The sequence below is a fragment of the Desulfovibrio sp. ZJ369 genome (assembly GCF_011039085.1).
GTDB lineage: Bacteria > Desulfobacterota > Desulfovibrionia > Desulfovibrionales > Desulfovibrionaceae > Desulfovibrio.
Window position 1 is genome coordinate 1 of sequence record NZ_JAAKEI010000049.1, and the last position, 13,716, is coordinate 13,716.

11 protein-coding genes are annotated in these 13,716 nt (G+C 63.3%); all 11 read left to right on the forward strand.

What is annotated here, in order from left to right:
• Positions 1-547 (forward strand): IS630 family transposase (locus tag G7Y51_RS11805; protein WP_206214331.1); only part of this gene is annotated, 547 nt, incomplete at its 5' end.
• A 386-nt stretch (positions 548-933) separates the two neighbouring features.
• On the forward strand, positions 934-1,986 hold the full coding sequence (locus G7Y51_RS11810) for a CNNM domain-containing protein (protein WP_165177738.1): 1,053 nt from the start codon (positions 934-936) through the stop codon (positions 1,984-1,986).
• A gap of 195 nt (positions 1,987-2,181) precedes the next feature.
• The gene (locus G7Y51_RS11815) at positions 2,182-2,595 is read left to right on the forward strand and encodes a cytochrome c maturation protein CcmE (protein WP_165177740.1); all 414 of its coding nucleotides are present in this window, start codon (positions 2,182-2,184) and stop codon (positions 2,593-2,595) included.
• Positions 2,596-2,709: 114 nt separating this feature from the next.
• A complete protein-coding gene (locus G7Y51_RS11820) occupies positions 2,710-4,701 on the forward strand; it encodes a cytochrome c-type biogenesis CcmF C-terminal domain-containing protein (protein ID WP_165177742.1) in 1,992 nt (663 codons plus the stop codon).
• Positions 4,702-4,720: 19 nt separating this feature from the next.
• Positions 4,721-5,410: a heme ABC exporter ATP-binding protein CcmA gene (ccmA, locus tag G7Y51_RS11825; RefSeq protein WP_165177743.1), complete on the forward strand. Its 690-nt coding sequence runs from the start codon at positions 4,721-4,723 to the stop codon at positions 5,408-5,410.
• On the forward strand, positions 5,398-6,075 hold the full coding sequence (locus tag G7Y51_RS11830) for a heme exporter protein CcmB (RefSeq protein ID WP_165177745.1): 678 nt from the start codon (positions 5,398-5,400) through the stop codon (positions 6,073-6,075). Before ccmA ends, G7Y51_RS11830 begins: the two co-directional genes overlap by 13 nt.
• A 180-nt stretch (positions 6,076-6,255) precedes the next feature.
• Positions 6,256-6,960, forward strand: coding sequence for a cytochrome c biogenesis protein CcsA (gene ccsA / locus G7Y51_RS11835; RefSeq protein ID WP_241160237.1), 705 nt, complete (start codon positions 6,256-6,258; stop codon positions 6,958-6,960).
• A gap of 120 nt (positions 6,961-7,080) precedes the next feature.
• Positions 7,081-7,218 (forward strand): CcmD family protein, encoded by a 138-nt coding sequence (locus tag G7Y51_RS11840; RefSeq protein ID WP_165177747.1) that lies wholly within the window; start codon positions 7,081-7,083, stop codon positions 7,216-7,218.
• On the forward strand, positions 7,211-7,858 hold the full coding sequence (locus tag G7Y51_RS11845; RefSeq protein ID WP_165177749.1) for a hypothetical protein: 648 nt from the start codon (positions 7,211-7,213) through the stop codon (positions 7,856-7,858). The genes G7Y51_RS11840 and G7Y51_RS11845 overlap by 8 nt, the downstream gene beginning before the upstream one ends.
• Positions 7,859-7,961: 103 nt before the next feature.
• The gene (locus G7Y51_RS11850) at positions 7,962-8,759 is read left to right on the forward strand and encodes a tetratricopeptide repeat protein (protein WP_241160238.1); all 798 of its coding nucleotides are present in this window, start codon (positions 7,962-7,964) and stop codon (positions 8,757-8,759) included.
• Between the two features lie 322 nt (positions 8,760-9,081).
• Positions 9,082-13,449 (forward strand): HAMP domain-containing sensor histidine kinase, encoded by a 4,368-nt coding sequence (locus G7Y51_RS11855; RefSeq protein WP_165177750.1) that lies wholly within the window; start codon positions 9,082-9,084, stop codon positions 13,447-13,449.
• The last annotated feature ends 267 nt before the right edge of the window (positions 13,450-13,716 follow it).

A 13,716-nucleotide genomic window follows, 5' to 3' on the forward strand; every position in this document is an offset into this window, starting at 1 on the left:
ATGGAAACTGTTCCAGCAAAAAGCTTCATGTAATAGATTGATATTTATTGATGAAACCGGTGCCAAAACCAATATGACGAGATTATACGGCAGAGCCAGAAATGGCCAACGTTGCCATGATCATGCGTCAGACGGACGTTGGGAAAGGATAAGCATACTTTCAGCAACCCGGGTAACGGGAGAAACTTGCAGTGCTGTTTTTGATGGGGCACTGGATGGAAAGATGTACAATGCTTATATTGAAAAATTTCTTCTTCCAACGCTTAAAGCTAACGATATTGTTATAATGGATAATTTGAATATCCATAAATCAAAAACAGCCAAAAACTTGATAACGGAAAAAGGCTGCAAGTATATTTTCCTTCCAGAATACAGCCCGGATTTAAATCCCATTGAAAAGATGTGGAGCAAAGTGAAACAATTACTTCGGGGTATGAAAGCAAAAACATGTGATGAACTGTACAAATCCATTGGAAAAGCATTAAGTTGTATCACACAAAAAGACGCTGAAGGATGGTTTAAATCCTGTGGATATGTAAAAAGTTAAAATAAAAATGCTCTAGCTAAACGCTCTGGCATGGCGAAGCCATGCCCGCCGCGAGCGTTTTAAAAGCAATATGCTCTAAGGAATGCGCGGTTGCGGGCCTTCCCGCAGAGTGCGCACAAACGCCTGGCGTCGCCCTTGCCCCGAACAATTGCCAAGCCCGCGCTGCCGGGCTATAGTTCTATCCATAGAATATGCGTTTCAAAATCTCAGGAAACGCGCTTTCAGAGTGTGCCGCGGCTCACGCGCGGGCCTCGTCACAGGCCGACAACTGCCGGGCCGCAGCGTCCAACCGCGACGCGGCAGGCTACGCCGCCTGAGCCTTGAGTTTTTTCGCAACCAGCCGCGCGCCTTCGGGCGCGCCAAACGCAGCCGCAGGATGCCCTGTCATGCTCACCCTTGCCCTGGCCGTCGGCATTGCCGTTCTGGTCTCGTTTACCTGTTCCCTCACGGAGGCCGCGCTGTACGCCGTGCCCTGGTCCGCCATCGAACGTCTGCGCCGCATGGGCCGCCCGGTGGGCGAGCTGCTTTACAAGCTGCGCACCGAGGTGGACAAGCCCATTGCCGCCATCCTGACCCTGAACACCGTAGCCAACACGGCCGGATCGACCGTGGCGGGCGCGGCCTTTCTGGCGGCTTTCGGCGCGGAACACATGGCACTTTTCGCCCTGGGTTTCACCGTGCTGATCCTGGCCTTTGGCGAGATTGTGCCCAAAACCCTGGGCGTGGCCTACGCCACGCCCCTGGCCGGTGCCCTGGCCCGGCCCCTGGCCCTGATCATCAAACTGCTCAGCCCCATACTCTGGCTCACAAGCCTGCTCACCCGCCTGCTCTCGCCGCCCTCGGCCGGGCCGGAAATCTCGGAAGACGACATCTGCGCCGTGACCAGCCTTTCCCGTCAGGCCGGGCGGATCAAACCCTACGAGGAACGCTTCATCCGCAACGTGCTCTCCCTGGATCAGAAACGCGCCCATGAGATCATGACCCCGCGGACCGTGGTTTTTTCCCTGCCCGCGGACATCACCGTGGAAGAAGCCTACAAGGATCCGCGCATCTGGCATTTCAGCCGCATTCCGGTCTATGGCGAGGACAACGAGGATCTGGTGGGCTTTGTGGAGCGCCGCACCCTGGGCCGCTGCATCAAGGACGGCAAGCAGGCCACGCCCCTTTCTGAAATCATGCGGCCCCTGCATTTTGTGCTGGAAAGCCAGACCCTTGACGTGCTGCTGCGCGAGCTGCTCCAGGCCCGGGTGCATCTTTTCGCGGTGCTGGACGAATACGGCGGTCTGGCGGGCGTGGTTTCCCTGGAGGACGTGCTGGAAGAAATCCTGGGCAGCGAAATTCTGGACGAAAGCGACAATGTGGCGGATCTGCGCGCCCTGGCCCGCGAGCGGCGCAAGGCCGTTGCCCGGAAGATGCCCGCAAGCCGGCCGACGCCCTAGATGTAATGTTTCAATAGGTTGTTGCCGCGTCCTTTTCGCCTGCACGCTCGGCCCGTCCGGCGTTCGGCCGCAGGCGTTTTGGCCGCAGCCCGCGGTCCATGCCACTTTTATCAAGAACAATTCTTATCTTGTCAGAAAAACCGAAATACGCTAGGCTACGCCACCGTTGGTCAGCGTACAAACCGGAGTGGACCCATGGCCCGCAAAAAAAATACCTGTATTTACCTGGCCGCGCTGCTGCTTTTTCTGGGCGGTGCCGGCTACCTCGTCTTTGCCGGCTTCTCGGAGAACAGCGTTTATTTTCTGAATGTGGCCGAAGCCAAGGCCGCCCCGCCGGACAAGCTGATCTCTGCCCGCCTGTTCGGCACTGTGGCCGGGGAGGGCATTGAAAAGCACCGGGACAGGCCGGGCGTGAGCTTCCTTCTGGAAGACAAGGACAATGCCAGCCAGATCATTGAGGTCAGTTACAGCGGGGCCGTGCCCGACACCTTCAAGGCCGGGGCGGAAGTCATTGTGGAAGGCGGCATGGGGCCGGAAGGCCGTTTCGCGGCCAAAACCCTGATGACCAAATGCCCTTCCAAATACCAGAAAGAAAATCGTCAAAGCTGACCCCAGGCGAGCGCCCCTTATGCCGGGGCGTCGCTTTTTTTCGGGATCACACCGGGCCGGGCAGCTTCCGGCCCTCTCATGAGCCTTGCCCACATCCGCGCATAAAGGAGCCCCATGTACGTTTTTGCTTACGCCATGCAACTTCTGGCCCTGCTTTGCGCCCTTGGGGGCTGCGGCATGGCCCTGCTCCAGCTCTGGCAGGGGCGCGCCGACATCCTGCGCCTGATTGAAAAAGGGCACTGGCTCATCAGCGGCGCGTTGCTTGCGGCCTCGGCCCTTTTGCTGCACGCGCTCTACTGGCGCGACTTCAGCCTGCAGTATGTGGCAAGCTACACGGATTTGATCCTGCCGGTCTTTTACCGCCTTACAGCCTTCTGGGCCGGGCAGCCCGGCTCCATGCTCTTTTGGGCGCTGGCCGTGGCCGTGAGCGGCACGGCCTTCGCCTGCACCAGGGCTTATAATCGCCTGAGCCCGGCCACGCGCCTGTGGTACTGGGCCTTTTTTTATGTGATCATGGCCTTTTTCACCCTGGTGCTGACCAACTGGAGCAATCCCTTTGTGATGCAGACCCCGGCGCCGCCGGACGGCAACGGCCTGAACCCCCTGCTGCAGAACCCGGGCATGATCTTCCATCCGCCCTTGCTGTTCCTGGGCTATGGAGGCTTTGCCGTGCCCGCCTGCCTGGCCCTGGCCCAGAGCCTTTCCGGGCGCGGGCAGGGCGAAGGGGCCTGGTTTCGCCTGACCCGGCCGTTCATCATCCTGGCCTGGCTGTTCCTGACCGCGGGCATTGTGCTCGGTGCCTGGTGGGCCTATATGGAGCTGGGCTGGGGCGGCTACTGGGCCTGGGATCCGGTGGAAAACGCTTCCCTGATCCCCTGGCTGATTGGCACGGCCTCCCTGCACACCCTGATCGTACAGGATCGGCGCGGCAAGCTCGGGCGGGTCAATGTGGTCATGATGGCCCTGACCACGGTGTCGGCCTTTTTCGCCACCTATCTGGTGCGCAGCGGGGTCATTGACTCGGTGCACGCCTTCGGCGACGGCTCGGTGGGCACGCCCCTGACCGTCTTTGTGCTGGCCGGGCTTGTGGTCACCTTCTGGGCCGCCTGCACGGCTCCGCGCGAGGGCGGGCCTCTGGCCGGGCTGGACAGCCGCGAGGGCTTTCTGACTCTGGTGGCCTGGGTGCTGCTGGCCCTGGCCGCCATCATTCTGATCGCCACCATGTGGCCGGTGATCAGCAAACTCTGGACAACCGCGCCACGCGGCCTGGACGCCAATTTCTACAACCGCGTCTGCCTGCCCCTGGGCGCGTTGCTGATGCTGCTGATGGCGGCCTGCCCCTGGCTGGGCTGGAACGGCGGCCTGCGCAGCAAGGGCCGCTTCTTCACCGTGCTGGGGGCTTTTGTGGGCAGCGCCGGAGCGATCTGGGCGCTGGGCTATCGTCAGCCCACGGCCCTGATCGGCGCGTCCGCGGCCTTTGCCATTGCCCTGGGCGTTATTCTGCTGCTGACCGATAAGGCCGTGCGCCGTCAACCCGCCGCGCTGGGCGCGTTGGGCGCGCATCTGGGCATGGCCCTGGTGGCCCTGGGCGTGGCCTTTTCCGGCCCCTATACGCAGAGCGGGGAACTGCTGCTGGCCAAGGGCGAAAGCAAAGCGGTGGGCGCGTACACTGCCACGCTTCTGGACCTCCAGGACGGCAGACAGCCCGGCTACGATTACATCGCGGCCCAGTTGCAGATCGCCAGGGACGGCGTGACGCTGGGCGTGCTGGCTCCGGAACGCCGCATGTACGACAAGTTCGGCAGTATGCAGTTCTCCGAGGTGGATGTGATCCCCGGCCTGGGCAATGAAATTTACGCTTCCCTGCTGGGGCTGGACGAGGATTTGCGCGTGCTGGTCAAGGTCAGCGTGGAACCCCTGGTCAACTGGATCTGGATCGGCGGCGCCCTGATGTGCCTGCTGCCCTTGCTGGGCCTGCGCCGCCGCAACCGGCAGACCGCGTCGCCCGGCCACGATCCCGATCATGAGGATGGCGACCGGCCTGACGGCTCCGCCAACGCGGATACGCATCAAGCCGAAGCGCCTGTGGGCACTGCCGGAAACTGAGGCCGGGGGATCGGGGCCCATGCTTGAGCTCAGCCACGTCGCCAAGCTTTACGGCGTCAAAGTGATCTTCAAGGATGTAAGCTGCTCGTTCGCGGCGGGCAGCGTCTCGCTGCTGGTGGGCGGCAACGGCGCGGGCAAGAGCACGCTGCTGCGTATCATGGCCGGGCTGTCGCGGCCCAGCGCCGGAACCGTACACCGCGCCGGGGAGGACATCCGCCTGGGCTATCTGGGCCACGCCACTTTTTTATATCCGGGCCTCACGGCTCTGGAAAACCTGGCCTTCTGGCGCGAGGCGCACGGCCTGCGCCTTTCCGGGCAGGATTTGCAGGCCGCGCTGGAGCGGGTGGGCCTTGCGGCGCACGCCCATGAGCGGGCCGGGGTTTTTTCGCGCGGCATGGCCCAGCGCCTGAACCTGGCGCGCGTGCTCATGCTGGAGCCGGATCTGCTTTTGCTGGATGAGCCGGGCGCCGGTCTGGATGCGGCCTCCCTGGCCTTGCTGCGCCGGGAAGTGCGGGCCGCGCGCAATCGCGGGGCCTGCGTGGTGCTGATCAGCCATGATCTGAGCGGCGACGCGCCCCTGGCCGACCGTCTGCTGGCCCTGGAGGAGCGCAGACTCTCTTTTGACGGGCCGCCGGAGGCCTTTGCCGGCTATGCCCCGCAAGCGGGCATGGGCGACGCGCGGGCCGGAGACAGGGCATGCTGCGCCTGACTTGGGCCGTGGCCCGCAAGGATCTGGCCCTGACCCTGGCGCGGGGCAGCGGGCTTGTGCAGGCCTTGTTGCTGGGCCTGTTGCTGCTCTTTGTCTTCAGCCTGTCCCAGGGCATCGGCGAACGCATGAGCCCGCAGGGCGCGGCCGCTGTGTTCTGGCTGAGTTCGGCCTTTTGCCAGGTGCTGATTTTCAACCAGCTTTACGCTCTGGAAGAGGTGAACAGCGCCCGCCTGGGCCTGCTGCTCTCGCCAGCGCCCATTCAGGCCGTGTGGCTGGGCAAGGCCGTGGCGGGCCTAGCGCTCCTGCTTCTGGCCCAGATCGTTTTTTTGCCCGCGGCCGTGGTTTTTCTGAGCCAGAGCTTTGGCGCGGCCTGGCCGGCGGGTCTGGCGGCCCTCCTGCTCGTGGATCTCGGCATGTGCGCCCTGGGCTCTTTGCTCGGGGCTCTGGCCCAGGGGCAGGCCGCGCGCGAGTCGCTTTTGAGCATCGTGCTCTTTCCCCTGCTCACGCCGCTGCTGCTGGCGGGCATCGGGGTGGGCGCGCAGGCCCTGGGCGCGGCCTCGCCGGACGGCCCGGATTCCTGGCTGGCTTTGGCCTGCGCTTTTGACGCGGTTTTTCTGGGAGCCGGGCTTTTGCTTTTCGCCTTCATTTACGCTGGTGACGAATAACGACCCGGGCGCGGCTTTGGCGACATGCAGGCCGCAACAGACGCCGTAGCCGGAAGCGCGCGGCCTTTTCCGGCACTGGGGAAAGCCGGGCCACAGGCCTTGGGGCGTGTGCCGTGGTTTCTTCGGCTTTCGGCAAGATCGCGCAACACTGATTACCGCAGCGCAAAGGAGTTCCATCAGATGCCCACGCAGAGGCCTACGCTTTCGGTGCTGCCGCCAATCCTGGCCCTGCTGGGCGGTCTCGCTTTTGCCTGCTGCCAATGGCTGATCTATGTATATGCGCCGGTGGAAGCCACGCTCGGCCTGGTCCAGAAAATTTTTTACATGCATCTGCCTCTGGCCTGGTGGGCGCTGGTCAGTTTTTTTACGGTATTCCTCGGCTCCATCGCCTATCTGATCCGCCGCTGTCCCGGCGCTGACCGCCTCTGCGCCGCCGCCGCCGAGGTGGGCGTGCTTTTGAGCGGGCTTGCTCTGGTCACGGGCATGCTCTGGGCGCGCACGTCCTGGGGCGTCTGGTGGACCTGGGATCCGCGCCTGACCACCACGCTGATCATGTGGTTCGTTTACGCGGGCTATCTGGTGCTGCGCGGGCTGGATCTGCCGCCGCAGCGCAAGGGGCTGGTCTGCGCGGTGGTGGGCGTGGTCGCTTTTCTGGACGTGCCCCTGGTTTTTCTCTCGGCCCGGATCTGGCGATCCATCCATCCCGCGGTCTTCGCGGCCAAGGGCGGCGGGCTGGAACCGGAAATGAAGCTGACGGTCATTGCCTGCGTGCTTTCCTTCGGCCTGCTTTGGGCCGGCCTGGTCTGGCTGCGCAAGCGCCAGTTGGATTTGCGCGCCCGGCTGGACGCATGCGCGGCAGACAGGCTCGCCGGGCCGACTGCGTAGTACCTTGCAAGTTTACACACGGTACTGGAGCACGTTCCTTTTGAAAGTGCTCCGGCCGCTGCGGGAGCGGACAATCTCAAAGGTATTCTGCTCTGCGCCGAGACTTATATGGAGGACTCTATGGATACCCTCACCTGGATCGTTCTGGCCAATGCCGCGGTGTGGATCGGGCTTGGCGCGTATCTGGCCTTTCTGGGCGCGCAACAGCGCGCTCTGGCCGCTCGTCTGACACAATGGGAGATGCTCAACCATGACTGATCTGCCCACTCTCCGCGGTTCGGGCCGCGCGCTGATTCTCCTGCTGGCCCTGGGGCTGACGGTCATGCTGGCGGTTTCCCTGATCGATCGCTTCAAAAATCCGCATCTTACCGTGCAGCTCGCGCCCACCCCCTCAGGCATGGAGAGCGCGGCCCAGCCGGATCCCATCGGCACGCTCATGCAGCAGGCCGCCCAAAATCCCGACAATGTGGGGGTGCTGGTCCAGCTCATTGAAGCCCTGATGGCCCGGCAGAACTGGGAAGCCGCGGGCACGTTCGCCCGGCGCGCCGTGACGCTGGATGTGAGCAATCCCCGCCCGCTCTATCTTCTGGGCCTTGTGGAGCACAACCAGGGCCGCCATAAGGAAGCCGCCGAAATTCTGGAAAAGGTGCTGCTCCTCAAGGATGAGGCCTCGGTGCGCTACAGCCTGGGCGTGTTGTACATCTATTATCTGAAAGACGTGTCGCGCGGCGTGGAGCATCTGAGCGCGGGCCTGCATGATCCTGCTGCCGGGGAGGATCTCAAGCGCGCTTTGCGCGAAGAGCTGGAAAAAGCCCCGCTGCCCGGCAATCAGCCGGACAGTGACGAAAGCCCGGCTGCAAACGGCACAAAGGACGCGTCGGCAGCACAGCCGCGGTAGAGCGTTTTGCTCATGAAATGAGCAAAACGCTCTATGCGCCAGCCCTGTAAGCTGCGGGCTTGCCTCTTTTTTTTTCAGGTTGTAGGTTGTAGTACCTTTTACCGTGGCTCTTCTCATCCGCAACGAGGATCACATGGCCCGCCGCAAGACAAAAAAGCCTCAGGACAGGCCCGGAACTCCCCCGCAGACCAAGTCTGCGCGCGCGCCCGGACAGACCGCGCCCGCCCCCCAGGATAGAGGGGACCGCGCCCTCCAGGCGCAGTCCTCCTCAGGCGGCATCCGCAAAAGCACCTGCCTGATGGGCATGCTGGCAACGCTTGTGCTCGGACTCTATCTGGGCAGCCTGCTGCCCGGCCTGCTCAATGCTCCCGAAAGTCCCCAGCCTGCCGCCCGCCAGACCGGGGCCACGGCACAGGCGCAACAGCCTGCGGCTTCAGGGCCGTCTCCGGCGTCCGCCAAAGACAATCAGCCCCCCATGCCGCCGGAGCTGGCCCAAAAAATCGCGGAGCTGGAAAAGCATGTTTTGGCCGATCCCCACAACGCCGGGAGCTGGGCCGCCCTTGGCAATCTCTATTTTGACACGGGCCAGGCCAAACAGGCCGTATCGGCGTATGAGCGCTCGCTGGCCATCGTGCCGGACAATGCCGACGTGCTGACGGATCTCGGCATCATGTACCGTGAGACCGGAGCCTTTGAAAAAGCCGTGGCCAGCTTTCGCAAGGCCGTGACCATCAGGCCCGACCATGAGAATGCGCGTTTCAATGAAGGCGTGGTGCTTTACTACGATTTGCACCGCAAAGACGAAGCCGTCGCAGCCTGGAAGCAACTGCTTGCCGTTAATCCGGGCGCGCTTTCGCCTGACGGAAAACCTGTTTCCGAGCTGATCAAGCATCTGCATTAGAGCATTTTCACTTTGAAAATGCTCTGCTGACGCGAAAGCGGCAGCCGCCGCAACGCGGCGTACATTCAGGCGAAAACCGCGTTTTTCGCCTGAATGCCACCTTTGACTTTCATAAAAAGTCAAAGGTAATCTGCATTAGAGCGTTTTGCTAATGAAATTAGCTAAACGCTCTGTCGATAGCGTTAGCTGACGCCCGCGCCGAATGAGCGTCCAGACCGCGTTGCGGACGCAAAATGATGGCGGCGAAGTGATTGAAAAATAGATATTTTCAATCAAAAAAATGCTCTAAAAGTTCCCAGGCTTACATACAGGCGGAATACTTATGGCAGATATCTTTCCCGGCAAGGCCTTCCTCTGGGGCCGAATCGCCGTCTTTGTGCTGTGTCTGGCCTGCTTCTGCCGGGGCGTCGACATACAGGCGGCACAGACCATGCTGCCCGCCTCGCCGGATGCCCCCAGCATGCCCCTCCTGCCAAGTCTTGACTGTTTCATCGACGAAACCGGCACCATGGATGTGGAAGAGGCAGCGGCCCCTGAAAACGCAGCGGCTTTTCGCCCCCTGGCGCTCAAGGAGCTGCCGCGCGAATCCGGCGTCACCTGGCTGCGTTTCACCCTGGCGCCCTTGCCCGCGGGCCAACGCCCCGCCACCATGCTCCTGGACATGGGCGAAAGCGTGCCCGGCGAGCCTGTCCTCTACGAGCCTGTTCAGAACAGCCTGAGCGGCGCGCTGGAATGGCGCGAAACCAGCCCGGAGCAACGCAACGTCCTTTTGCTGCCCGAGGCGGGCAAGGAAGCTCTGACCTGTTACATCCGGCTGGACGGCTTGCCCGGACTGTGGTTTTCGCCCATAGTGCGCACTCCCCAGGATGCGGCAACCAACTGGGACAGCCTTGCGCGCACGGCGGCCATGCTGGCGCTTGGCGTGGTCATGCTGCTGTGTCTGCTGCGCGGCCTTTCCGAAAAAGGCCAATGGCGCATCTGGACGGCTCTGTATGTGGCCGTGGCCCTCGCCCAGGGGGTGATCGGCATGCCCGCCTTCGGCTCCGGCCATGTGGGCCTCGGCGACGCCTTCGGCGTGCTGACGCCGGGCCTTGCCCTGATGCTGCTGCCGCATGTGGGCCGCCATTTGATGCACACCCGGAGCCGCTCACGCGCCCTGGACATCCAACTGCTGCTGCTTTCCCTGCCCGGCGCCGCCTTGGCCCTCCTGCCGCTGCTGCCCGGTTTCGCCTGGATCATCCGCTATCTGAATCTCTGGCCTTTGGGCGCCCTGCTTTTTGTGCCCAGCGCTCTTGGAGCCTGGATTATGGGCCTTGGCGGGGCAAAGCGCTTTTTGCTGGGTTGTCTTTTGCCGCCCCTGTTCGTGGCCGCGGGCATCCTGGGCCTGGACAGCGGCTACGCCGCCAACCTCATGGCCTCGGCTCCGCTTTGGGGCACGGCCTTGAGCGCGCTGATCATTGCCGCCACGAAAACGCCCCGCGACGCGGCGGAAAATGAAGCCGACGCCGCCACAGGCAAAGGCGCGCGCGCGCCGGAAAACGCCGGGCCAATGACGGAAGAGGATGTCCTTACGCTGGAGCAGCCTCTTGACGATCCCAATCTGCGGCTGATTGCCGCCATGCCCGCCGCTCCCTCCCCGCACGCCAGGGGAGAAAGCGACGTCACGCCCCCATCGCCGGCCTCGGCGGATCGCAACGCGCCTCCTGCATCCGCCTCCCTGCCCGAATTTTTGCCCGAATTTCTGGAAGACGCGTTGCGACTGCCCCTGGATCGCCTGCTGCGCGAGGGCGCGGCGCTTGGCCATTGCGCCTTGCCGCCGGCAGTGCGCCAATACGCAGAAAATATGCTGGACGCGGCGCGGGAGATGTCCAAAATACTCAGCAACCCCAATCTCCTGCATCAGGAGCAGGGGGAGAGCGAGCCGCGCGCTCCCTTTAATTTGCAGCACCTTATGCGCGAAGTGCATGATTTTGTAGCTCCTGACGCGGAATCCGCGGGCATCGGCCTGGCATGGTATATGCCTCCGCATCTGGGGCACATGTACGAAGGCGAGGCTCATGCCCTGCGCGACGCGCTCTGCCTGCTGCTGGAAAGCGCGGTGCGGGCCACGGAGCATGGCGCCGTGCATTTTTCCGTGCGCCGCGCGCCCGAAAGCGCCGACGCCGGGCATTTGTTGTTCACAGTCACGGATACGGGTTCGGGCATGCCGCCGCAAAACCGTTCCAGCCTGGCCCTGACCAGAGCCTGGGAACTGGCGGGCGCGCACAAGGGTTTTTTGGGCGTGGAATGCACTCCCCACGGCACAACCATCGCTTTCACCCTGCACCTCACATATCTTGAGCCGGATGCGTCCGCGGAATCCGAAGGGAAAAAAAACGCCCAGGCGCATGTGATCATTGCGGCCCAGGGGGCCACGGAGCGGCAAGCGCTGCTCCGGATGCTTGAAGCCGTGCCCTGCCGCGGCAGCGCAGTCCGCAATGTGGATGAGGCATTGGAATTGAGCGCCACGCAACCGGCCCTGCTCGTGGTTCTGCAGGATCCGTCCCACAGCACGGCCACGGTTGACGCGCTGTGCCGGTTTCAGGAGGATGCCCTGGCCGGGGGGCTGCCTTTCTGCAAGGCTCTGGCACTCACCAGAGACGACAGCGGCTGGGATTCTCTGGCCGACGTGGGCTTTACGCACGCCCTGCTGGAACCGGTGGAGAGCGAGGCCTTTTGCCGTACCGTACAGGAAATTCTGGATGAGGCGGGGCTGCCCGCTCCCGCAAGCCCTCTGCCGGAGCGGCCGTTGTCCGAGCCGTCCCCCCCGGCTCCCAAGCCCGGCGCAAAGGAGTCTGAGAGCATGTCCGGTGCGGACGCTTTTGCGCCGCAGGCTGCAACCATGCCGTCTGAGAAGCCGGAAACCCAGGCCGGGCGGCCGCCTCTGCCGGATCTTTTCGGATCCGAAAGCGGCGGCGACAGCGGCGCATCCCTGAAAATCCCTGACCTTACGGCCCTGCCTGACCTGCTGAGCTTCGCGGAGTCCTTGCGCGGCCCTCTGGAAAGCGCGCCGGGCCCCAGCCAGAGCCAGCCCCAGGGCGGCCTGTTGCACGATCTGCCGGCCGATGCCGCACCCCTGCCGGATATTGACCTGCCCTTGCCTTCCGCATTCCCCGATGATCTGAACGCGGATCCTGCGCGCCTGACAAGTTCAAAACAGGAACCGGGCCTGCAAGAGCTCACCTTGCCGGGACTTTTCGACAATGCCCATGCTCCCGACGATCCGGCCGGCGATCCGGTGACGGGCGCGGCCCTCACGCCTGAAAAAGACACAACCGGGACCGGGAATGCAGAGCCGCAGGAGCCGCTGCCCGGCACAGAGGAGCCCACGGAAACGGTCGCAGCCGTGCAGGCGGAGTTTTCCGCCGTTGCGGGCCTGGAAGGCCCGCTCTGGGCCGAAGAAGACCTCCAGACGCAACAATCCGGCGAGGCTCAAACCGCTGCCCAGGTTCCGGAAAACCGGGCCGCCGCCCCGGAAGCCGCAGCGACGTCTTCTGCCCGTCCCCATGACCGCCTTGCGGAAGAAACGGCTGCGCATACGGCGTCGCCGGCTCCAGCTCCTGACGCTGCCGCGTCCGCCCCGGCGGCAAACACGGTTGCCGAGCTTGCCGCGCCTGACGCGCCGCAGGCGCGGGCGAGCGAGGCCACTGCGGAAAGCGCGGCGGCATCTCCGGCATTGCCGGTCACGACCGAATCCGAGAAGCCTTCCGGCGCGCCCACAGTTGCGGCTTCACCTGCGCCGCAGCCGGCAACGCCCCCCCAATCCGCAGCGCGCGCGGCTTGGGCGCGGGACTATGTCGGCCCAGGTCTGGCCGGGCCCGACGAATGGGTAGGCGAACCCATGCCCATCGGCAGCGCCCTGCCGACCGTAGCCTCCGGGTCGCAGGCGCAGACAAAGGAATCCGCGGCGCAGGCCGCGGCGCGCAAGCCTTTGGGCTTTGCCGCGCGCGCGGCAGACTCCGGGTCACGCGTGGCTTTCAGCGTGAGCCCCAAAGCAGCGCGCCCCACGGCCGAAGGCTATATCAGCCCCAGTTTGTCCACGCCCGACGAGTGGGTGGGCGAGCCCGTGCCGGTTCCCCCTAAAAACACCCCCCCCGAATCTGAGCCGGCCAGACGTGAGCCGGGCGTTGCGCCGATTTCCGACGCGCCTCCTGAGCCCGGCGCGGCTGCAAGCTCCTTTATGGATTTTATTGCCGGGGCAGCGCCTGCCCAGGGCGCAGTCACAGGGTCCGGCGAGGCCCTTGCGGCTTCGCCGCCTCAGGATCCAATCCAGCCTGACTCTGCGCCCGTTCCCGCGCCGCAGCCTGCCGCTGCGGAAAAGCCTGCGGCTCTGACCCCGAATGACGCAGCTCGCAATCTATACCCGTCTCAGGAAATGGACGACGCCATCCTGCTTTTGGTGGAGCGTCTGGACGCGGCCCTGCAAGATGCCCAAAAAGGCTTTCAGAGTCGTCGCGGCGCTGTGGTGGGCGAGGCTGCCGGGCGCATTGCCGCGGAATCGGAATCCTACGGCTTCCGCGTTCTTGCCCGCATGGCCCGCTGCGTGGAGCGGGCGGCCAAAGTCAACGACCTGAATGCGCTCGAGGATTTGCTGCCGGAACTCGCCGTGGCCGTGGAGCGCAATCGGATCGCCCTGACCCCCCGCAAATGAGCCCTGGCTTTCTGAATACATTGGACATTGCCCCTGACTTTCTGAAAACGCCCGTTCTCGCAAGAGCGGGCGTTTTCAGAGCGTTTTGCTAATGAAATCAGCAAAACGCTCTAGAGCATTTTAACTTTAATTTTTTACATAAAAAATCTAAACTTGTTCTATGAAGTTCGCTCCTGAAAATATTCGTACTATCGTCGTGAAGGCTTACCTGGCAAAACAGGCCACTAGACAGCAGTTGGCTGATATCTTTGGTTATACGCCTGCAAG